The 21409-nt window shown below is 59.2% G+C and carries 23 protein-coding genes and 2 tRNA genes; 20 read left to right on the top strand and 5 right to left on the bottom strand.

The window, feature by feature from the left end; translation table 11 throughout:
• Positions 1-79 precede the first annotated feature (79 nt).
• The 8 genes from ybgC to BM267_RS03100 all read left to right on the top strand — a co-directional run bounded on the left by ybgC (position 80) and on the right by BM267_RS03100 (position 5554).
• Positions 80-553, top strand: a complete 474-nt coding sequence (ybgC, locus tag BM267_RS03135) for a tol-pal system-associated acyl-CoA thioesterase (RefSeq protein WP_051610702.1) — start codon at positions 80-82, stop codon at positions 551-553.
• A 4-nt stretch (positions 554-557) separates the two neighbouring features.
• The gene (gene tolQ, locus BM267_RS03130; RefSeq protein WP_036988599.1) at positions 558-1232 is read left to right on the top strand and encodes a protein TolQ; all 675 of its coding nucleotides are present in this window, start codon (positions 558-560) and stop codon (positions 1230-1232) included.
• A gap of 2 nt (positions 1233-1234) precedes the next feature.
• On the top strand, positions 1235-1681 hold the full coding sequence (gene tolR, locus BM267_RS03125) for a protein TolR (RefSeq protein WP_036988600.1): 447 nt from the start codon (positions 1235-1237) through the stop codon (positions 1679-1681).
• Between the two features lie 14 nt (positions 1682-1695).
• On the top strand, positions 1696-2691 hold the full coding sequence (tolA, locus tag BM267_RS03120) for a cell envelope integrity protein TolA (RefSeq protein ID WP_074777928.1): 996 nt from the start codon (positions 1696-1698) through the stop codon (positions 2689-2691).
• Between the two features lie 8 nt (positions 2692-2699).
• A complete protein-coding gene (tolB, locus tag BM267_RS03115; protein WP_136869018.1) occupies positions 2700-3989 on the top strand; it encodes a Tol-Pal system beta propeller repeat protein TolB in 1290 nt (429 codons plus the stop codon).
• A 44-nt stretch (positions 3990-4033) separates the two neighbouring features.
• On the top strand, positions 4034-4540 hold the full coding sequence (pal, locus tag BM267_RS03110; protein WP_036990021.1) for a peptidoglycan-associated lipoprotein Pal: 507 nt from the start codon (positions 4034-4036) through the stop codon (positions 4538-4540).
• Positions 4541-4548: 8 nt separating this feature from the next.
• Positions 4549-5367 carry a tol-pal system protein YbgF gene (gene ybgF / locus BM267_RS03105; RefSeq protein ID WP_036988604.1) on the top strand — a complete coding sequence of 273 codons (819 nt, stop codon included), beginning with the start codon at positions 4549-4551 and terminating at the stop codon, positions 5365-5367.
• Between the two features lie 111 nt (positions 5368-5478).
• Positions 5479-5554: transfer RNA gene (locus BM267_RS03100), tRNA-Lys, on the top strand.
• Between the two features lie 31 nt (positions 5555-5585).
• Here BM267_RS03100 and BM267_RS03095 read toward each other — a convergent pair.
• Positions 5586-6041 (bottom strand): hemerythrin domain-containing protein, encoded by a 456-nt coding sequence (locus tag BM267_RS03095; RefSeq protein WP_036988605.1) that lies wholly within the window; start codon positions 6039-6041, stop codon positions 5586-5588.
• A 163-nt stretch (positions 6042-6204) separates the two neighbouring features.
• Between BM267_RS03095 and BM267_RS03090 the strand changes: the two genes are divergently transcribed.
• A complete protein-coding gene (locus tag BM267_RS03090) occupies positions 6205-6666 on the top strand; it encodes a ferritin-like domain-containing protein (RefSeq protein ID WP_036988607.1) in 462 nt (153 codons plus the stop codon).
• 14 nt (positions 6667-6680) lie between these two features.
• Positions 6681-7733, top strand: coding sequence for a DNA topoisomerase IB (locus tag BM267_RS03085; RefSeq protein WP_074777930.1), 1053 nt, complete (start codon positions 6681-6683; stop codon positions 7731-7733).
• On the opposite strand, the gene BM267_RS03080 is transcribed toward BM267_RS03085, so the two are convergent.
• Positions 7725-8363 (bottom strand): Yip1 family protein, encoded by a 639-nt coding sequence (locus BM267_RS03080; protein WP_051610704.1) that lies wholly within the window; start codon positions 8361-8363, stop codon positions 7725-7727. The two genes, BM267_RS03085 and BM267_RS03080, sit on opposite strands and share 9 nt — an antisense overlap.
• A 161-nt stretch (positions 8364-8524) precedes the next feature.
• Here BM267_RS03080 and nadA point away from each other — a divergent pair, with 161 nt between their 5' ends.
• Positions 8525-9559 (top strand): quinolinate synthase NadA, encoded by a 1035-nt coding sequence (nadA, locus tag BM267_RS03075; RefSeq protein ID WP_036988609.1) that lies wholly within the window; start codon positions 8525-8527, stop codon positions 9557-9559.
• Here nadA and BM267_RS03070 read toward each other — a convergent pair whose 3' ends face one another.
• Positions 9560-11026 carry a M48 family metalloprotease gene (locus BM267_RS03070; protein ID WP_407920264.1) on the bottom strand — a complete coding sequence of 489 codons (1467 nt, stop codon included), beginning with the start codon at positions 11024-11026 and terminating at the stop codon, positions 9560-9562.
• Between the two features lie 84 nt (positions 11027-11110).
• Here BM267_RS03070 and BM267_RS03065 point away from each other — a divergent pair, with 84 nt between their 5' ends.
• Entirely contained in the window at positions 11111-11365 is a 255-nt protein-coding gene (locus tag BM267_RS03065) for a sulfurtransferase TusA family protein (RefSeq protein WP_074777932.1), read from the top strand.
• On the opposite strand, the gene BM267_RS03060 is transcribed toward BM267_RS03065, so the two are convergent.
• Both BM267_RS03060 and BM267_RS03055 read right to left on the bottom strand, forming a co-directional pair.
• Positions 11366-11833, bottom strand: a complete 468-nt coding sequence (locus BM267_RS03060) for a peroxiredoxin (RefSeq protein ID WP_036988615.1) — start codon at positions 11831-11833, stop codon at positions 11366-11368.
• A gap of 20 nt (positions 11834-11853) precedes the next feature.
• Positions 11854-12411 (bottom strand): glycine cleavage system transcriptional repressor, encoded by a 558-nt coding sequence (locus tag BM267_RS03055; protein ID WP_036988616.1) that lies wholly within the window; start codon positions 12409-12411, stop codon positions 11854-11856.
• A 203-nt stretch (positions 12412-12614) separates the two neighbouring features.
• Here BM267_RS03055 and dapA point away from each other — a divergent pair, with 203 nt between their 5' ends.
• The 8 genes from dapA to BM267_RS03015 all read left to right on the top strand — a co-directional run bounded on the left by dapA (position 12615) and on the right by BM267_RS03015 (position 21078).
• Positions 12615-13490, top strand: a complete 876-nt coding sequence (gene dapA / locus BM267_RS03050; RefSeq protein WP_036988617.1) for a 4-hydroxy-tetrahydrodipicolinate synthase — start codon at positions 12615-12617, stop codon at positions 13488-13490.
• A gap of 32 nt (positions 13491-13522) precedes the next feature.
• Positions 13523-14632, top strand: coding sequence for an outer membrane protein assembly factor BamC (gene bamC, locus BM267_RS03045; protein WP_036988618.1), 1110 nt, complete (start codon positions 13523-13525; stop codon positions 14630-14632).
• Between the two features lies 1 nt (position 14633).
• Positions 14634-15431: an MBL fold metallo-hydrolase gene (locus BM267_RS03040; RefSeq protein WP_051610705.1), complete on the top strand. Its 798-nt coding sequence runs from the start codon at positions 14634-14636 to the stop codon at positions 15429-15431.
• Positions 15431-16144, top strand: a complete 714-nt coding sequence (gene purC, locus BM267_RS03035) for a phosphoribosylaminoimidazolesuccinocarboxamide synthase (RefSeq protein WP_036988619.1) — start codon at positions 15431-15433, stop codon at positions 16142-16144. The genes BM267_RS03040 and purC overlap by 1 nt, the downstream gene beginning before the upstream one ends.
• 44 nt (positions 16145-16188) lie before the next feature.
• Positions 16189-16278: transfer RNA gene (locus BM267_RS03030), tRNA-Ser, on the top strand.
• Positions 16279-16405: 127 nt separating this feature from the next.
• Positions 16406-17356 carry an adenosine deaminase gene (locus BM267_RS03025; RefSeq protein WP_036988620.1) on the top strand — a complete coding sequence of 317 codons (951 nt, stop codon included), beginning with the start codon at positions 16406-16408 and terminating at the stop codon, positions 17354-17356.
• 85 nt (positions 17357-17441) lie between these two features.
• A complete protein-coding gene (locus BM267_RS03020; RefSeq protein WP_143063004.1) occupies positions 17442-19916 on the top strand; it encodes a mechanosensitive ion channel family protein in 2475 nt (824 codons plus the stop codon).
• Positions 19917-20124: 208 nt separating this feature from the next.
• Complete coding sequence (locus BM267_RS03015) at positions 20125-21078, top strand: cyclase family protein (protein WP_083392374.1); 954 nt, start codon at positions 20125-20127, stop codon at positions 21076-21078.
• Positions 21079-21409 lie beyond the last annotated feature (331 nt).

The raw sequence follows: 21409 nt of genomic DNA, 5'->3' as shown, positions 1-21409 counted from the left end.
CGCACGACGGTCCCCGGATAAAAATATTTTCAATTTGGAGGCAAACCCGCTATGCAAACCACCGACTTGGCTCTACATTATGTCGCCTGACATTCCCGGGTCTGTCCAGACCCCAGGGCAGCCGTTCGAGCTCCGCGCCCGTGTCTACTTTGAGGACACCGATGCCGGCGGCATTGTTTACTACGTCAATTATCTGAAGTTCATGGAGCGCGCCCGCACCGAGCTGGTCCGTTCCCTGGGGTTTGATCAAAGCGCGCTGCAACGCGAAAACATCATCTTTGTCGTCCATTCGGTAGCTGCCCGTTATCATGCACCGGCGTGCCTGGACGATGAACTTGTGATCAGTGCTGCTGTCTTGGAACTCAAGCGTGCAAGTGTCCGCTTCGCTCAGCAGGTTCGGCGAGCGGATGGCAAGTTGTTGTGTGAAGGGGAAGTGTTGGTGGCCTGCGTCAGCGCCGATCGCTACAAGCCCAGAATGATTCCTGCTGCCCTGGGCGCCGCCTTCGGGACGCGACAAAGCAGCCAAGAAGGAGAAGTGGATAGTGCAACCTGATCAAATGTCGATGTGGCACCTGATAAGCGGTGCCAGTGTATTGGTACAGCTGGTGATGCTCACCCTGCTGGCGGCGTCTATCGCCTCCTGGGTGCTGATTTTCCAGCGTAGCGCTGTATTGCGTGCGGCGAAGAAGACGCTGGATGACTTCGAGGACCGGTTCTGGTCCGGCATCGACCTGTCCAAATTGTATCGCCAGGTTACCGGAAATCCTGATCCTGACTCGGGCCTGGAGCAGATCTTCCGCGCCGGCTTCAAGGAATTCTCGCGCATGCGCCAGCAGCCGGGTGTGGACCCCGAAGCCGTGATGGACGCCGTGCAGCGCTCCATGCGCGTGGCCATTTCCCGCGAGGAGGAGCGGCTCGATCAACACCTGCCATTCCTGGCTACCGTCGGCTCCACCAGTCCTTACATTGGTCTGTTCGGTACCGTCTGGGGGATCATGAACTCTTTCCGCGGTCTGGCCACAGTGCAGCAGGCGACGCTGGCGACCGTGGCGCCGGGTATTGCCGAAGCGCTGATCGCGACGGCCATCGGTCTGTTCGCGGCGATCCCTGCAGTCATCGCCTATAACCGCTTCTCGGCCCGCTCGGAAACCCTGATCGGTCACTACTACACCTTTGCCGATGAGTTCTCCAGCATCCTGCATCGCCGCGTGCATGCCAGCGAAGGGGAGTGAGCATGCAACCCAGAGGCAGACGGCAGAAACGCAAACCGGTAGCCGAGATGAACGTCGTGCCCTATATCGACGTGATGCTGGTGCTGCTGGTGATCTTCATGGTGACCGCGCCCATGCTCAACCAGGGGGTGAAGGTCGACCTGCCGCAGGTATCCAGCGAGATTCTGCCCTCCGACGCCAACCAGCAGGTATTGACCCTGTCGGTACTGGCTGACGGCACCTACTACTGGAACCTGGGCGAAACCGTGGATACCGAAAATCAGACTGACAGCGCCGTCTCGCTGGAGGAAATGACCGACGGTGTGACCAAGATCATGAACGCACGGCCGGACACCCTGGTTTACATCCGGGGCGACCGTGACGTGAATTACGGCGTCGTCGTCACTGCCATGGCATCGCTGCAACAAGCTGGCGTACCCAATGTCGGCCTGATTACCGAGGCACCGTGAGTAACCGCGACCGTATGCCGGAACCCGGTCAGGAGCGTTTCACTGCCTCCATTATCAAGGCGGTGGGGCTGCACCTGCTGGTATTGATCTTGCTGTTCGTGTCCTTCAGTTCGGCGCCGGAATTCGAGCCGGCCAAACCGATCGTGCAGGCCACCCTGGTGCAGCTGAACTCGAAAAGTCCGGCGACCACCCAGACCGACCAGAAGATTGCCGGCGAAGCCGAACGCACTGCTGCCCAGCGCCACGAAGCCGAAGAGTTGCAGCGCGAGCAGCAGCAACAGCAGGAGGCGCAGGAGGCGGCCCAGCGCGCGGCAGCAGAACAGCGCCAGGCTGCGGCGGCAACCGCCAAGGCCGCGGAAGAACAGGCTGCTGAGGAACGTCAGCAGGCTGAGCGGGTCGAACAACAGAAGGCCGAGGAGGCCAAACGCAAGGCTGACGCGGCGAAGAAACTGGCTGAGGAAGAAGCGGCCAAGCAGAAAGCGGCCGAGGAAGCAGCCAAACGCAAAGCGGCTGAAGATGCGAAAAAGGCCGCGGAAGACGCCAAGCGCAAGGCCGAAGCCGAGGCGGCGGCCAAGCAGGCGGAGGCCGACCGGGTCGCCAAGCTCAAGCGTGAGCAGGAAGAAGCCAAAGCGAAGGCGCTGGCAGAGCTGTTGGCGTCCGAGACACAATATCAACAGGCGCAGGCTGATCAGTTTGGTGATGAGGTGGCAGCCAGCTACGATGATGTGATCCGACGTTATGTGAGTGAGCAGTGGCGTCGCCCGCCGACCGCACGTAACGGCATGGTGGTTGAGGTGCAAATCAGTATGCTGCCATCGGGTGACATCACCGATGTGGTGGTAGTGCGCTCCAGCGGCGATGCGGGCTTCGATCAATCGGCGGTGCAGGCTGTGCGGAACGTGGGCCGTATCCCGGAAATGCAGCAACTGTCCCGGGAAAGTCCGTCGACCTTCGATCGTATGTACAGACAGCGTACCTTACGCTTCAAACCAGAGGATTTGGCATTTTGATGAAAACCATGAAGTACTGGCTGACATGTGCCGCCATGTTGCTCCTGGCCCAGTTTGCACTGGCGCAGGACGCCATCGAAATCACCCGTGGCAGCGACCGGGCCACGCCCATCGCGGTCGTTCCTTTTGGTTGGCAGGGCGGAGCGCCGCTGGCCGAGGATCTCGCCGAGATCACCGGCAATAATCTGCGCAATTCCGGTATGTTCACGCCTTTCGATCGGGCAAACATGCTGAGCCACCCGACCCGTGCCGAGGAAATCTTTCCCCGTGACTGGAAGATGCTGGGCGTCGAGTATGTATTGGCCGGCGAGGTAACCAGTACCGGCGCGGGGTATCAGGCTCAATATCACCTGTACAATGTGGCACGGGAGCAGGTGCTGCTGTCGCGCACCGTGAGTGGCAGCGAGAGCCAGCTGCGCGACATGGCACACAAGATCAGTGATGAGGTATTCGAGCACATCACCGGCATCAAGGGCGCATTCAGCACCAAGTTGCTGTACGTGGCGGCGGAGCGCTTCTCGGCTGACAACACCCGTTATACCTTGCAGCGCTCGGATTATGACGGTGCCCGCGCCGTCACCCTGCTGCAGTCGCGTGAGCCGATCCTGACACCCTCCTATGCGCCGGACGGGCAGCGCATCGCCTATGTCTCGTTCGAATCCCGGCGTCCGGAAATTTTCGTGCATTACATCCAGACCGGGCGGCGCGAACGCATCACCAGTTTTGAAGGGCTCAACGGTGCGCCAGCCTGGTCGCCGGATGGCAAGCGCCTCGCATTCGTGCTGTCACGTGACGGCAACCCGGAAATCTACGTCATGGATCTGGCAAGCAAGCAGATGCGCCGGGTAACCAATCACTATGGGATTGACACCGAGCCAGCCTGGCTCGATGACAACACCCTGGTGTTCACCTCCGATCGTGGAGGGCGGCCGCAGATCTATAAGCAGGGTCTGAATAATGGAAATACGGAACGCCTAACGTTCGTGGGCAACTATAATGCCAATGCCAAGCTATCGGTTGATGGCCGGACCATGGTCATGGTTCACCGGCAGGACGGCTACAGGAATTTTCATATTGCCACCCAGGATCTGGAACGCGGCAACTTGAAAGTATTAACAGAAACGTCGTTGGATGAGTCGCCTACTGTCGCACCTAACGGCACTATGTTAATTTACGCTACCCGTCAACAGGGACGGGGTGTACTTATGCTGGTTTCGACCAATGGTCGTGCGCGCTCGGAGATTCCGACGAAGTTCACAGACCTGCGCGTGCCATCATGGTCCCCATACCTGCCATAGGGTATACCAACACTAAACCAAACGGGGTTTATCAGGAGTCTATGATGGAAGTTATCAAGTTCGGCAAGTTTGCAGCTCTGGTTGTCGCTTTCGGCGTTGTGGTTGGCTGTTCTTCCAAGGGCGGTGATGCTGCCGGCACCGGCGCGGTCGATCCGAATGCTGGTTATGACAGCTCCACTTCTTCTTCGGCGGGTGCCGGTAGCGTCAGCAGCGAAGAAGCTGCTCTGCGCGCCATCACCACTTTCTACTTCGAGTTCGACAGCTCTGAGCTGAAGCCCGAAGCCATGCGCGCCCTGGACGTACACTCCAAGGATCTCAAGGCGCAGGGTAACCGCGTAGTGCTGGAAGGCCACACCGATGAGCGTGGTACTCGTGAGTACAACATGGCTCTGGGTGAGCGTCGTGCAGCCGCCGTTCAGCGCTACCTGGTTCTGCAGGGCGTTTCTCCCGCTCAGTTGGAGCTGGTCTCCTACGGCGAAGAGAAAGCTGCTGTGACTGGCACTGGCGAAGAAGCCTGGGCTCAGAACCGTCGCGTAGAACTGCGTAAGTAAGAGGTCGCATGAAAGGGTATCAGGGATTAGCGCTGGGTTTTCTGCTGTTGCCGGTCGCGGCCATGGCTCAGGTTCCGGTAATGGAAGGCAGTTCGGGCGGCAACGCACCGAGCTACCAAACGCAGGCCCCATCGCTGCCCGATACCCGATCGTCCTCGGCTGGCCTCTCGGTAGAGGGCCAGCTCATGCAGCAGCTGTATCAGATGCAGCAGGAAGTTTCCATGCTGCGTGGCCTGCTCGAAGAGCAGGAGCATCGACTGAAGAAACTGGAAAAGGATCAGCTTGATCGATATCAGGATATCGACCGGCGACTTTCCGCAATTTCCGCAGGTTCGCCCGTGCCGTCAGGTTCGAGCGGACCCGCCAATGGCAATAACCTGCCGCCGGTAACTCCGGCCACCCCCGGGGCGACCTCCGACACCGCGCCCCAAGCGCCGGCCGAAGCCGATCCGGCGCGCGAGAAACTGCTTTACGAGGCGGCCTTCGATCAGGTCAAGGCGCGCGACTTTGAAAAGGCCGAGATGGCCTTTAGCGCCTTCCTGCGCCGCTATCCCAACAGTGATTACGCTGGTAATGCGCAGTATTGGTTGGGGGAGGTCTACCTGGTCCAAGCGGACCTGGAATCCGCCGGCCAGGCGTTCGCCAAGGTCATCAGCCAGTACGCCGGTCATCGCAAGGAGGCTGATGCGCTCTACAAGCTGGCCGAAGTGGAACGCCGTATGGGGAATTCCAGCAAGGCAGCGCAGCTGTATCAGGAAGTCTTGACCAAGCACCCGAATGCCTCTGCGGCACAGTTGGCGCGCCGCGAGCTGAACAACCTGCAATAGAATGTCTTGCGGACAAGAAAAAACGGTGTGCAACGATCAGGCACACCGGAAAATTATTCAAAAAAATTCTTGAGTTTCGGTGATAAATCAGTAAGATATCGCGCATCCAAAGGGTCGTTAGCTCAGTTGGTAGAGCAGTTGGCTTTTAACCAATTGGTCGTAGGTTCGAATCCTACACGACCCACCATTTCCTGGATGTTCTGATTGCCTGGCGCTGCTCAGGCTGCCTTCTTCAGATTGTTTTTCTTCTCCTCCATCTGCTTTCCCAATGTCTCCAGTTGCTCTTTGCTCATCAGCTTGGCAGCATCGGTGAACATCTCCTGTTCTTCCTCTTCGATGTGATGCTCCAGCAACTCCTTCAGCACCTTGATTCGCCCCGAGAATTCGACGCTGCCTGGCTCGGTGTTCAGCAGGTCCGGTAATACCAGCGACTCCACAGCCCGATGTTCTTCCTTGGCTTCGTGATACATCTTCAGCTCATCTTTCGCCCCTGCCTCCTTGAAAGCAGGGTAGAAGTCTTCTTCTTCGATGGTGGTGTGGATGGTCAGCTCGAGCTTGATTTTCTGCAATAGCTCCTCGCGTTTCTTGACGGCACGCTCGGTGGTGGCGCTGATCTCTTCCAGCAGTTGCTTGACCGTTTCGTGGTCTGCTTTCAACAGCTCTATGGCATTCATTTTTCATTATCCTCATCAGGGTGGTACCCATGAAGTTGGACGATTGGCGGCTGCTGCTGTTCAGATTATTTGCATCGTCGACCATCGGTGAAATCAGGTTGAACCGGCTCCGCATGCGCAAGGTCACTTGTATACCACTCAGCGTAAGAGCAGGAGTTGATTCATGAATGCCATTGATTCTAAAGAAGTGATTTCCACCCTGAACGATCTTATCGAAACCAGCAAGGATGGCGAGGAGGGCTTTCGCACCTGTGCTGAGGATATCAAGCGCCCGGAGCTGAAAAACCTGTTCAGTGAGCGTGCGGCAGAATGTGCCAAGGCCGCTCAGGAGCTGCAAGCGATAGTGATTCGCCTGGGCGGTGACCCGGAGGACAGCACTAGTGTCAGCGGCGATCTCCATCGGCGCTGGGTCGATCTGAAGTCGTTGGTCACCGGCAAGGATGATGAGGCAATCCTCAACGAATGCGAGCGTGGCGAGGACGTTGCCAAGAGAAGCTATCGCAAGGCACTCGATAAAGCGTTGCCGGAAGATATTCGCCAAGTGGTCCAGCGCCAGTATGACGGCGTTCTGCGTAACCACGACCAGGTGAAAATGCTGCGCGATGCTGAACGGGCTCGCAGTTAAGCCGCATACGCCAAATGAAGCCGGCGGGCACGCAATCTCCCGACGGGTGCCCGCCGGCGTTACATTATGTGACTGACAGCGCGCCGGGTTTCAGCCGCAGAATGCTCAATGGCGTGGCTGCCTACTTCGATGAACGGGGCCGCCGCATTCGCGATAAAGCGGTAATTGAACGTATCAATGCTCTGGCTATTCCACCTGCTTACCGGGAGGTCTGGATTTGCCCAGACGCGCTAGGTCATCTGCAGGCTACCGGGCGGGACGCTCGCGGTCGCAAGCAGTATCGTTATCATCCCCTGTGGCGAGAAGTGCGCGACGCGGCCAAATACGAGCGGCTGCTCGCCTTCGGTAATGCCCTGTCACGCCTGCGCCGCGAGCTGGATCAGCGGCTCAGAACCCGCCAGCTGAGCCGGGAGAGGGTGATTGCCGCCGTCATCCTGCTGCTCGACCAGACCTGTGTGCGAGTGGGTAATCAGGAGTATGCCAGGCAGAACAAATCCTACGGCTTGACTACTCTGCGTAACCGCCATGTCACCCTGCGCGGCGACGACATCAGCTTCCACTTTCGGGGCAAGAGTGGAGTGAAGCATGAAGTCAGTCTGCGTCATCCGCGGTTGGCCCGGGTTCTACGCCGCTGCCGGGAGTTGCCGGGGCAGCCTCTGTTCCAGTATCTGGATGCCGATGGCCATTCCTGCTCGGTCAGCTCTTCGGACATCAATGAGTGTCTGCATGACATAGCCGGTGCCGACTTCACTGCCAAGGATTACCGTACCTGGGCTGGCAGTACCCTGGCGCTCGCCAGCTTGCGGGAGCTCACCGCACAGGGGCGCGCGCCGAGCAAGCAAGCGGTCGCCGAGGTGGTGAAGCAAGTGGCTGTGGAGTTGGGTAATACGCCGGCGGTGTGCCGCAAGTGCTACATTCATCCGGCCATCATGGCTGCCTATCTTCAAGGCGATCTGGACAAGGTGCGCTGGAGTGCCGGTCGAGCCAGACGGCGCTGGCTCAAGCCGGCAGAGGTCGATCTGATCGTTTTTCTGCAGACTTGCGCGTCGTCCCCGTCGTCAGGGTGACAATTGCTCGACGCGACGCTCCTCGATGCCCTGGTACTCACCGGGCGGCGAAATCGCCCGCCAGCTTTCCAGATAGAAAAGCCCGACACAGAGCATGGTCAGCAAACCCACGGCAAGAATGCAGGTGGCATAAAAATAAGCCTTTGACTTGCTCAGTTGCATGTAAATGGGCAGCCCCAGATATAGATGCAGCGCCGAATAGCCGCCTACCAGCGGAATGACCAGCAGGATCAGCCAGCGCTCCGGGAGCAGGGCTGCCAGGGCGCCTAGCATGAAGGGCACTGAAAGAAATGTGGCAAACGCCATGCCACGCAATGCCGACGGGCGTACGGGCGTCCGGAACAGTACCCAGCGGATCATCCAGCCCATGATAATGACGTTGGTGACATAGGCCAGCCACACCGCCAGCGCGAGCATGGCTGCACTGCTCTGGCTGAGAAATTTCTGTTGTTCCGAGCCGAACAATGACCACCCGGCTATCGCTGCCCCGTAATAGATACACAATGCGGGAATCAGTGAGCCGATCAACAGCAGCGGCAGGAAACCGCAGGGGCTGTGTTCAATATCATCGTGAATGCGATTCCAGGTGGCGCTTGGCGCATAGAATAGACCGGGTACGTGTCTGAACATGGGAATCCTGCCTTGTTGTATGTGCGTGTCCCAGAAGGTGCGAATGCAGCCCCTTCCTAATCCTTGACTCGCCTCGTTGCCGGGAGTTCCAGTGGGGCAATCGGTAGAACAGGACGACCGTGGTATGATATTGCCCGTTCCATTCCCGGAGGGGTTGTTAGATGTCTCAGATTTCCGAAAGGTTGCTGGTGCAGGCCCATCTGGCCGCAAAGCAGCCTGCGCCATTGAACGATGCCGAGAAAGCCGACTACAAGGCACGCATCGCTACGGCCCTGAAAGCCCACGACGCGGTACTGGTCGCACACTATTACACTGATCCGCTATTGCAGGAACTGGCAGAGGAAACCGGTGGCTGCGTATCCGACTCACTGGAGATGGCGCGCTTCGGCAAGAACCATCCGGCCAGCACCCTGGTGGTGGCCGGCGTACGCTTCATGGGCGAAACTGCCAAGATTCTCAGTCCAGAGAAGCGGGTACTGATGCCTACGCTGGATGCCACCTGCTCGCTGGATATCGGCTGCCCGATCGATGAGTTCTCGGCCTTCTGCGATCAGCACCCGGACCGTACCGTGGTGGTCTACGCGAACACCTCGGCGGCGGTGAAAGCGCGCGCCGACTGGGTGGTGACTTCCAGTTGCGCCCTGCCGATCGTCGAGAGCCTGATGGACCGGGGCGAGAAGATCCTCTGGGCCCCGGACAAGCACCTGGGTGGCTATATCCAGAGCAAGACCGATGCCGACATGCTGCTGTGGGACGGTGCCTGCATCGTGCATGAGGAGTTCAAGGCCAAGGCGTTGATCGATCTCAAGGCGGTCTACCCTGATGCGGCGATCCTGGTACACCCGGAATCCCCGGCAGCGGTGGTCGAGCTGGCCGATGTGGTGGGTTCCACCAGTCAGTTGATCAAGGCGACGCAGGAGCTGCCAAACTCGACCTTCATCGTGGCCACTGACAAGGGCATCTTCTACAAGATGCAGCAGGCGGCGCCAGGCCGTCGGTTGATTGACGCGCCTACCGCGGGTGATGGAGCTACCTGTCGCAGCTGCGCCAACTGTCCGTGGATGGCCATGAACACCCTGCCACGGGTGTTGCAGAGCCTGGAGCAGGGTGCCAACGAGATTCTGGTGCCGGAAGAGCTGATTCCTGCTGCGGTGCGACCGTTGGAGCGGATGCTCGAGTTCACCAGCAAGCTCTGATCAGAAACCCTTGAGGATCTCCCGCCGACGCGCGACTTCTTCCTTGCGCGCGTTGATGCGGGAGCTTTCCACGAAGTTGTCGGTGCGCTTGAGCGCCTGATCCAACTGTTGGTCGGCCTGATCCAGATCGCCGGCGAGCATGAAGTATTCCGCCCGGGCCTGGTGCACACCCAGGATATTCTTCGCCAGACCGCGGATCTCTGATACCAGATACCACACGTCCGGATCCTCGGGGCGCAGCCGCGCCAGCCGATCGGTCACCCGCTCGGCGCCGGTATAGTCGCGTTGGCGCAACAGGATATCGGCCTTGGCATTCAGCAGAGGGTAGCTGTCGGGTCGGGTCTTGAGCAGGTTATCGAGACGCGTCAGCGCCTCATTCTGGTGCCCCTGACTGCTGTCGAGCTCGACTTTGGCCAGTTGCACGGCGATGTTATCGGGGTGCTGTGCCAACAGCGGATCCAGCTCCTGCGCCGCCTCGTCTGCCTGGCCGCTACGGATCAAGGCCAGGGCCAAACCGTAGCGCGCCGCGGCATGCTCGCCCTGATGCTCGTCCAGCAGTGCGCGAAAGCGCTGCGCCGCCAGACCGGGGCTGTCTTCATAGAACAGCTGCACGCGGGCGCGCATCATCTGATAATACAAGCTGTCCTGGCGGCCATCATTGCTGAGTTGTCCGGCGCGGTTGCGCGAGTCGGCAATCCGTGACTGGTTGACCGGGTGCGTCAGCAGGAACTCCGGCGGGGTACGGCTGAAGCGGCTCAACTTGGCCAGCCGCTCGAACATCTCCGGCATGGCGTTGGGATCGAAACCCGCCTGTTGCAGGTTGAGCAGACCAATGCGGTCGGCCTCTTGTTCATTCTGTCGGGAAAAACGCCGCTGCTCCTGAATTGCCGCCGCCTGGGTCGAGGCCAGGGCAGCGAAGCCGGCATCGCCACCGCCACTGGCGGCGAGGATAACGCTGGCGAGCATGGCGGTCATCAGCGGGATACGGTTCTGCTGTTGATGCTGCAGACCGCGGGCGAAGTGCCGTTGCGACAGGTGAGCCAGTTCGTGAGCCATCACCGACGCGAACTCCGCTTCGGTATGGGCATGCAGAAACAGTCCGCCATTGACCCCGATGATGCCGCCGGGGGCAGCGAAGGCGTTGAGCTGCGGGCTGTCGATTGCGACGAAGGTCAGGCGCCGGTCATCCAGCTGGCTGGTTTCCGCCAGCCCGAACACGTGACCCTCGATGTAATCCTTGAGCAGCGGATCTTCCAGCGTGCGTACCGAGCCACGGAGCATGGACAGCCAGGCGCGACCGAGCTGGTATTCCTGCTCGCGGGACATGATCGAGGAACTGGTGTCGCCCAGTGAAGGCAGATTGAACTCGGACGCGACTGCCGGCATGGGTATCGGCACCGCGATGGCGGTCATCAGTGAAAACAGTAGCGCTTTGGCAGGCACGCGGGCCGCTTTGATACATTGCATGAAAACACTCTAACCCGTTTCTGTTTCAATTGTCTGCCAATCGTCCTGCGAGGGTATACTCGCTGGCTCAACGGGAGTGTAAGCATGGTTGACGAAAAAAGTGAACTGCGGGCTGACCAGTTGGTAGATGCCCGCGGGCTATCCTGCCCGCTACCGCTGCTGCGCGCCAAGCTGGCGCTGAACAGTATGCAGGCGGGACAGGTATTGCACCTGACGGCCACGGACGCGGGCTCGCAACGGGATATCACCCGCTTTGCCGAACTCGCCGGGCATGCTCTGTTGCATGCCAGCGAGCAGGAGGGGGAGTTTCATTACTGGTTGCGCAAAGCGCAAGCTTGATCAGGCCAGTTCGCGCGCCGCTTCGAGCACCTCTGCGACGTGGTCGGGCACTTTCACCTTGCGCCATTCACGGCGCAATACGCCCTCGCGGTCGATCAGGAAGGTACTGCGCTCGATGCCTTCGTATTCCTTGCCGTACAGCTTCTTCTTGCGGATCACATCGAACAGCCGGCACAGGCTCTCGTCTGGGTCGCTGATCAAGTCGAAAGGGAAGCTTTGCTTGGTGCGAAAATTCTCGTGGGTGCGCAGGCTATCGCGGGAAACCCCGAACACCAGGGTATCGGCTGCCAGAAACTGGTCATGCATGTCGCGAAAGTCCTGGCCCTGGGTAGTGCAGCCAGGGGTGTGATCCTTGGGGTAGAAGTAGATCACCACCTTCTTGCCGGCCAGTTCCGAGAGAGTGACGGTCTTGCCGCTGGTGGCCGGCACGGTGAAGTCGGGCAGGGTGGAATCCAGTTTTATGCTCATTGACAGTCTCGCGGTCGGTATCAGTGAAGGGGACGCCAGGGTTCCATCACGGCGTCCAGGTTGAGTTCGTCGCAGAAGTCGAGGAACTGCTCGCGCAACCAGCTCAGTTGGGTTTTCACCGGAATGGCAATGGTCAGCGTCAGATTCAACATGGCGGTGCCGGTGTGCTGAGCCATGTAGGTAAAGCTGAGCATTTCCTCGATGTCAATTTCCAGATGCTGGAAGAAGGCGCAGAGTTCAGCGACCAGTTCGGGGCGTTGGGCTGCCGTTACGAAGACGTTGTAGGGCAGCGCCGAGGGGCGTTCTTCCAGCGCACTGCTGCGGTACATGGACAGCGTGAAATGTTCGCGCTTGGCCAGCGGTGGCAGCAGGGTTTCCAGTCTCGCCAGGGCGTCCCAGTTGCCGCTGACCTGCAGCAGCAATGCGGTGCAGGTGCCGTGCCGGCTCATGCGGCTGCTGACGATCAGGCAGCGCTGCTCCATGCACAGGCGGGTCAGCATGCTGGCCAGAGCGGTGGTTTGCTGCCCCATGGCATTGATCACCAGGAATTGCTCCCGGGGGCTGGGCACTGTGGACATAAGATTCCTCGAAGACTGAATTGCCGGGTCGTGACGTCAGCATGATGGCGTTGCGACAAGCTGTCTATTGTCCCTGTCTGTCGTCGGCGGTTCAACCATCAGTTTTATTGCCCTGCAGCGCTTAACGAAGCCGGCCTCCCTTGTGCTGAACCCATGGCGAAAGTACCATTGCCGATTAACGTATACCTTGTGGAGCCCCTTGCATGATTTCAGGCAGCCTTGTAGCGCTGGTAACCCCCATGGACTCGCGTGGCAGCCTGGACTGGCAGGCGCTTGAGCGTCTTATCGATTTCCATCTGGAGCAGGGCACCGATGGCATCGTGGCGGTGGGCACCTCCGGTGAATCCGCGACCCTGGACATGGACGAGCACAAGGAAGTCATCCGCCGCGTGGTAGATCAGGTTGCCGGCCGTATTCCAGTCATTGCCGGCACCGGTGCCAACTCCACCAGCGAAGCGGTTGAGCTGACCGAGGCGGCGCGCAGTGTGGGCGCCGATGCCTGCCTGCTGGTCACGCCGTATTACAACAAGCCGACTCAGGAAGGGCTCTACCAGCATTTCAAGTTCATTGCCGAGGCGGTGGCCATTCCCCAGATCCTGTACAACGTGCCGGGACGTACTGCCTGTGACATGTTGCCCGATACCGTCGTGCGGCTGGCTGACATCCCCAACATCATCGGCATCAAGGAAGCCACCGGCGATCTGCAGCGCGCTCGTGAATTGATCGAACGCGTCGGTGAGCGCATGGCCATCTATTCCGGTGACGACCCGACCGCAGTTGAGCTGATTCTGCTCGGCGGCAAAGGCAATATCTCGGTTACCGCCAACGTCGCCCCCAAGGCGATGCATGATCTGTGCGTTGCCGCCTTGCAGGGCGACGCCGACACTGCCCGCCGTTTGAACGATATGCTCATGCCGTTGCACGAAAAGCTGTTCATCGAGTCCAACCCGATTCCGGTGAAGTGGGCGCTGCACGAAATGGGTCTGGTTGATGACGGTCTGCGCCTGCCATTGACCAGCCTCAGTGAAGATTGCCAGCCCGCAGTACGTGAGGCCCTGAAGCAGTGCGGCCTGTTGTGACTCCGAGGAACCATACCATCAAGGAATTCCAAATGAAGCCTGTGCTCAACGCACTGACCCTGGTAATGATCAGCGCCGGCCTGAGCGGCTGTGGCTACCTGTTCGGCGAAGACGGCTATTTCCGTGATCGGGGTTCCGATTACCGCACCGCTGTGGTGGAGCCGAGAATGACGGTCCCGGCCGAATTGAACAGCAAGCCCATCGGCGATTTGCTGCCGGTACCCGGCCAGCGCGGCGCCAGCACCAGTGAAGGTAAGTTCGAACTGCCGCGGCCCCAGGGGCTGAGCGTCGCTGCGGATTTCAGTGAATACTCCATGCAGCAGAATGGCGGCGAGCGCTGGTTGCAGGCGCAGCGCGCACCGACCAGTCTGTGGCCGCAGGTGCGTCAGTTCCTCAGTGAATACCGGGTGCCGGTTGCTACCGAGTCCACCACCATCGGCGAAATGGAAACCGGCTGGCTGGCCTTTGACCAGGATGCCGATAACCCGCTGATGCGCCGGCTGCTGCCTGCGGTCGGTGCCAATCGCCGCACTGATGGGCAGGAACAGCGCTTCCGCATCCGTGTGGAGCCGGGCGTGCAATCCGGCAGCAGCGAAATCAAGGTGCTGCACATGCAGCGCAGCCAGGGCAGCGACCGCAGCGAATGGCCTTCGGTCTCGGACAACAGCAACCTCGAGCGTGCCCTGCTGGCCGAGTTGGAAACCTACCTGAGCCAGGCCGGTGAGCTGGATTCGGCAGCCCTGTCGACAGTCGATGAAGCACCAGCGGCTCGCCGCACTACGCTGGATCAGGACGGTGCCGGCAATCCGGTGCTGAACATGTCGACCGATTTCAACCGCGCCTGGGCGGCGGTGGGTCAGGCACTGGCCAAGGCGGACGTGCAGATCGCCGATATCAACCGCAGCGCGGGTGTCTACTACGTCAATCCCGATCAGAGCGCCGAGGCGGACAAGCCCGGTTTCTTCGGCCGGCTGTTCGGCCGTGACGCCAAGCCTGAGCAGGACAACGCGCAGCGCACCCAGGTACGACTGACGCCGGTGGGCAACCGTATCCAGGTCACTGTGGAAGACAGTATCGATACCAGCACCGATTCCAGCCAGGCCAGGGAACTGCTCCGCCGGATCCACGACAACCTGAACTGAAATGCGCTATTGCTCGCTCGGGAGTGGCAGTCGGGGCAACGCCACTCTGATTGAATATGGCCGGACCCGGCTGCTGGTGGATTGCGGCTTCAGTCTGCGCGCCACCGAGCAACGGCTGGCCGCAGCGGGGCTGAGCCCGCATCAGCTGACCGCGATACTGGTCACCCATGAACACTCTGATCACATCAAGGGTGTCGAGCGTCTGGCGCAGCGCTATCGTCTGCCGGTGTACATGACCGCTGGCACCTATCTGGGCATGGGTGAGACGGCGTTGCCGGTGGAGTTGATCCGTTTTGGTCAGGAGTTGGTTATCGGCGAAATCCGGGTCACCCCGGTGCCGGTACCCCATGACGCGCGCGAGCCCTGCCAGTTCATCTTCGATAGCGGTAGTCATCGCCTGGGTGTGCTAACCGACACCGGTATGATCACTCCGTTGATTACGGAAATGTACAGCGGTCTGGATGCGCTTTTTCTCGAAGCCAACTATGATCCGCTGATGCTGGCCAACGGACCTTATCCGCCTTTTTTGCGGGCTCGGGTTGGCGGTCAGCTCGGCCATCTGAGCAATCAGCAGGCTGCGGGATTGCTCGAAGCGATCGACATGAGCGCGCTGAAATACGTCGCGATCGCCCATATCAGCGAAAAGAACAACCGACCGGAGCTGGCCCTCGGCGAGTTGTCCAGAGTACTGGATGGCTGGGAGGGCGAGCTGCGGCTGGCAGTACAGAATCATGGCCTGCCGTGGCAGGACATTACAGGTAATACCCAACCTCATTTGGCGCATATCGGGAGCCGATAATGGAAAAACGCACAGAACTCTACCGCGGCAAGGCCAAGTCGGTTTATACCACCGATGATCCGGATCGCCTCATCCTGCTGTTCCGCAACGACACCTCGGCCTTCGATGGCAAGAAGATCGAACAGCTGGAACGCAAGGGCATGGTCAACAACCGCTTCAATGCCTTCATCATGCAGAAACTGCAGGACTCCGGCATTCCGACCCAGTTCGACAAGCTGTTGTCCGACACCGAATGTCTGGTCAAGAAACTGGACATGGTCCCGGTTGAATGTGTGGTGCGCAATTACGCGGCCGGCAGCCTGGTCAAGCGCCTGGGCATTGAAGAGGGCAAAGAGTTGCTGCCGCCGACCTTTGAACTCTTCCTCAAGGACGACGCCAAAGGCGACCCCTTCATCAACGAATCCCATGTCGTCACCTTCGGCTGGGCTACAGCCGAGCAACTGCAGCGCATGCGTGAACTGACCCTGCAGGTCAATGACGTTCTCAAGCAGCTATTCGATGACGCCGGCCTGCTGCTGGTGGACTTCAAGCTGGAGTTTGGCCTGTTCAAGGGTGACGTCGTCCTCGGCGATGAATTCAGCCCCGACGGCTGCCGCCTGTGGGACAAGGAAACCCGCAAGAAGATGGACAAGGACCGCTTCCGCCAGGGCCTCGGCGGCGTCATCGAAGCCTATGAAGAAGTCGCTCAAAGACTGGGTGTTCCGCTGTCCTGACCCTTTAACGGCCGCAGCGAAGCTGCTATGATGCGCGCCGACTTGGAGAGTTGCCGGAGTGGTCGAACGGGACGGATTCGAAATCCGTTGTACCCGCAAGGGTACCCAGGGTTCGAATCCCTGGCTCTCCGCCATATGACGTGGTAATCAATGACTTCGACAGTTTTTGATTGCTATCAGACAAAAAGCCCCACAACCTGAAAACGGTGTGGGGCTTTTTTGTTTCTACTGGTGGCATAGCGCCTTGGCACAGAGGTAACAATGAACGAAAAATGGTTGGCGGCTTTACCCAAGGCGGAGCTGCATATGCATCTCGAGGGATCCCTCGAGCCAGAGCTGCTCTTTCAGCTTGCCGGGCGCAACGGTATCAAGCTGCCATGGGCGGATGTGGATGATCTGCGCCGCGCTTATACCTTTGGCAATCTCCAGGAGTTCCTTGATCTCTACTATCAGGGCGCGAACGTCCTGCGCACGGAGCAGGACTTCTACGATCTCACCTGGGCCTACCTGCAGCGCTGCCAGGCCCAGGGAGTAGTACATGTCGAGCCGTTCTATGACCCTCAGACGCATACTGAGCGGGGCATTGCATTCGAGGTGGCTCTTGAGGGGATAACCACAGCACTGCGTGATGGCAAAGAGCAGCTGGGTATCGAGGGTGGGCTGATCCTCAGCTTTCTGCGACACTTGAGTGAGGATGACGCCTTCGAGACGCTCGCCCGGGCTTTGCCGTATCGGGATGCTTTTTTTGCCGTCGGGCTCGACAGTTCAGAGCTTGGTCATCCGCCCAGCAAATTCGAACGGGTCTTTGCCAAGGCCCGTGCCGAAGGGCTCCTGGCAGTTGCTCATGCGGGCGAGGAGGGGCCGCCGGACTACATCTGGCAGGCGCTGGATCTGCTCAAGGTCAGTCGCATTGATCACGGCGTACGTGCAGCGGAAGATCCTGTACTCATTGAGCGGTTGATCGACGAGCAGATCCCGCTGACCGTGTGCCCATTGTCCAACATCAAACTGCGTGTGTTTGACGATATGCGAGATCACAATATTCTGAGCCTGTTGGAACAGGGCGTTAACGTCACCGTGAACTCTGACGATCCGGCTTACTTCGGCGGTTATGTAAATGAGAATTTCATGGCTTTGCATGAAAGCTTGAGGATGACAGAAAGCCAAGCCAAGCGCCTGGCTCAGAACAGCCTGGACGCCCGGTTGGCATAAAGCTGAACCCCAAAGGCCTGGGCAGGCTCGAATAGTGAACAGCTGGCCTGCCTGGCGGACCGGCAATGTTTATTGGACGGATATTATGCTGAGATCGAAACTGCCTGGGTTTGTTGTGTTGATGCTGGCTCTGCTGTTCATGCCGGTCGCTGCGGTGTCGGCACAAACGGCTGACCAAAAAGAGCTGGACCCGGCACAAGCGCGACAGGTGCTTGATACGCTGCAGGATGACGAGCGGCGGAATGAGGTGGTGCGGGCGCTGGAGGTTATAGCCAGCGAGGCGCCGGCCGATGATGAAGCGCCGGCTGTGGAGGAGTCGCCGTTAAGCGCCATAGTGCCGCTGGAAGCTGGTGGTCTGGTTGCGCGCACCATGGATCAAGTCGGTGATTGGGCTGATGGGCTGCATGCACAGCTGGTGCGGATTGCCCGGGCGCTGGCTGATCTGCCCGCCTGGTTCCAGGCCACCTTCCTCAATGAGGTGGGGCGCATGTTGGCGCTGCAGACGCTGATGGATCTGACTATCGTCTTTGGCGTCGGCTTTTGTCTGGAATGGCTGCTGCGCCGCGCGTTGCGCAGATCTGTGCGCAGCCTGTTGACCAGCGCCAACCAGGCAGAGTTGCGGGCGCCCGCGCCTGTATCTGTTCCCGTATCTGCTCCGGATACCACCGACCCTGTTGCCCTTGCTGCACTGCGTCCGCTGGATAACAGCACTGCGCTGGTTCAGACTCAGCGCGATGGGGTTGAGTATGTGGAAGCAGTACCGGTCGGTCCCCATGCTTCCGCTGCAGACTCGCCCGTGGAGTCTGCCAACGGGGCCGCTTCAGCGGCAGTCGCCACTGCCGCGGCCTCGACTGCTGCTTCCCCCGTCGAATCCGAACTGAAGGCATTGCGCCGATTGCCCTTTGCCCTGGCCGGCTTCGTACTGGATCTGTTGCCATTGGGGCTGTTTTTTGGCATCGCGGCGCTGGTCCTGCAGCTGTTGCCGGGACTGGATGCGCGTACCCATCTGGTGACTCGTGAGTTTGTTTACGCCTATGTGATCACCCGTGTCGTCATGGCCGTGGTGCGCCTGTTGCTGGCACCAAAGGATGCCTGCCTGCGTATCATCCAGGTGGGCGATTTCGCCGCTGAGCAGATACATCGGTGGACGCGTCGGCTGGTTGTTCTAGCGACCTTTGGTGTCGCGACTGGTAATGCACTTGGCATCCTCGGCACCGACCCCGAGGCCCAGCTGGTGATTGTCAAAACGACCTCCCTGATGGTGCATCTGGCCCTGATCTTTCTGGTGTTTCGTTTCCGCCAGCCGGTGGCCGTGTGGATCGCCGGTTCACCCGAGCGTGACGGTGCAGCATATGCGTTGCGACGCTGGCTGGCGGGTGTCTGGCCGCTGTTGATGGCGGTGTTGATCATGGGCGGCTGGGTGGTCTGGGCGCTGCGCATCGAAGATGGCTTCACCAAATTGCTGGAGTTCATCGGCATTTCCGCCGCCATCATTGTATTGGGCCGGCTGGCCGCTGTATTGGCGCTGGGGGCCCTGGGGCGTTTGGCGGGTATCAGCGAGGATGTGTCGGATGAGCCCAGCCCGGATAGTTCGGCCAATCTGCGCAGTCAGCTTGCCGAGCAGTACTACCCGCTGCTGCGTTGGTTGGTCTCGCTGGTGATTACGGTAGCCACCCTGGTTGCGCTGCTGCAGGCCTGGGGGCTGAATGCGTTGCAATGGTTTGCACCTGGCACCATTGGTAGCAGCCTGGCTTCCGCTTTTGTCACCATTGTCATTGCTGTGGCGATTGCACTGGTGGTCTGGCAAGCGACCAACGTCTCCGTTGAGCGGCGTATTGCCCGCTGGCGTGAGCAGGGCGACCTGTTACGTGCGGCGCGCCTCAATACACTTCTGCCCATGCTCCGCGCCGGGCTGTTTCTGGTTATTGCGCTGATCGTCGGCCTGACGGCGTTGAACCAGATCGGCGTCAACACCACGCCGTTGATCGCTGGTGCGAGCATCATAGGTGTAGCCATTGGTTTCGGCTCGCAGAAGCTGGTGCAGGATTTCATTACTGGGATCTTCCTGCTGATGGAGAACGCCATGCAGGTTGGCGATTCGGTGACGGTCGCCGGTGTGGCGGGTACCGTGGAAAACCTGTCGATCCGCACTGTGCGTCTGCGCGCCGGTGATGGCTCGCTGCATATTGTGCCGTTCAGCTCGGTGACCACGGTCAACAATGCGCACCGCGGCCTCGGCAATGCGGCTGTGCGTATCAGCGTCAGCTATGACACTGATATCAATCAGGCCATCGGAGAACTGAAGGCGATTGGCGCAGCACTGCGTAACGATCCGGTTTTCTCACCACGGATTCTGGCGGATATGGAAGTCTGGGGCGTGGACGCGGTGGATGGTTCCATGGTCACTTTGGCTGGCCAGATGCGCTGTACCGACAAGGGCCGTTGGGGTGTCCAGCGCGAGATCAATAGACGCATTCTGGAACGCTTCCGCCAGCTGGGTATCGATATCGCCGATCCGCGCGAACGGCCGCTGGTACCCTCTACTGTCATTCCTGAATAGTGGTTGTTATAGATAATCTTGTGTCGCAGAGTTTTCTGCAGTTTCGATCAGTGTTCATAGCTGAGTAGTCATCGGCGCATTGAAAACGCGTATTGATGTTGAAGGTCAGATATACGGTCTTGTTTTCATAGGTAAGGGTCGGATCAAAGCGGCAACAGGTCCTAACGCAAAATGATCATTCCAATAAAAATGTTATGGAGCACAGTGCATGAAGTTGACAACGAACCCCATCATGGCAGCGGTAGTTGCTGGTACTTTATTAGGCGCAAGTGCACCTGTTGTGCTGGCGAGCGAAGATTGGCAAAAATCGAAGTGGGGCGAGGAAGATACGATTGGTGCCGCTAATTACCTTTCCGCAGAGCGTACTCTGGAAGCGGCACGCCTGGTTACTGACGGCAAGACCTATTCGCTGGGTGTGGAGCTGAATCGCGACTTCCCGGCCTATGGCGCACGTTTCTTTGATATTACCGTGATGGAACCCAGAGCTGGCGGCAAGCCTCTGGGACCCACCAAGTTGACCAGCACTGATGACATTCTGCATACGTGGCTGGGCGTTGGCAGTCAGATCGACGGCTTTGGTCATATTGGTATCGATCACAAGCATTACAACGGACTGGCAGCTGAGGATATCGTGGCGGTTGATGGCCTGAAGAAGCTCGGTACTGAAGGCATTCCTCCCATTGTTACCCGTGGCGTACTACTGGACATGACTGAGCACTTCGGCCAGAGCATGTTGACCGAGGGACAGGGTTTCAATAGCGAAGAGATCCTCGCTGCCGCGAAAGCCCAGAACGTGAAAATTCAGGAAGGCGACGTGGTACTTTTCCATACCGGCTGGCTCAGCCTGGTCGGTGAGGATAACGAGCGATTTGGAAAGGCTCAGCCGGGCCTCGGCGTCGACGGGGCGAAATACCTGGCTGAACAGGGAGTCGTTGCTGTGGGGGCTGATAATTGGGGACTCGAGGTCATTCCCTTCGAGGACGGCACCGGCGTGTTCGAAGTTCATCAAACACTGCTCGCAAAGCATGGCGTTTACATCCTCGAAAACATGAACACCGCCGAGTTAGCCAGGGATAATGTTCATGAGTTCATGTTCGTCCTGGGACAACCGAAGATTAAAGGGGCCGTACAGATGATGGTGAACCCGATTGCCATCAAGTGATAACTGACTGGCACCAGCACCCTTTATCCGATTCGCAGATACCCTGAGCTGTTACTGCCAGCAATCGCTTACCGCCGAAGATGAGCCGGATCCCCTCCGGCTCATCTGCTGACCGATCTCCCACCAACGTTTGAGTTTCTTGCCTTTCTCGGGGCGAGGCGCACCAAAGGCGAGCCCTGTGTGCGCTGGGTTGCCCTGCCATGGTTCAATCAGGGGCCTCTTTCTCTGCTACGCGCAGGTCGTCCAGTATCCTCTCATCGCCTGGAAAACCCTCCAAACCCAGTGTTCGTGCGGCATTGCGGGCAGACCTGAGCCGCGATACTGCTGTCTG

The sequence above is a fragment of the Halopseudomonas bauzanensis genome (genome assembly GCF_900114735.1).
Lineage (GTDB): Bacteria > Pseudomonadota > Gammaproteobacteria > Pseudomonadales > Pseudomonadaceae > Halopseudomonas > Halopseudomonas bauzanensis.
Note: the sequence above shows the minus strand (reverse complement) of the source record. Positions and strands in the feature narration are given on the sequence as shown.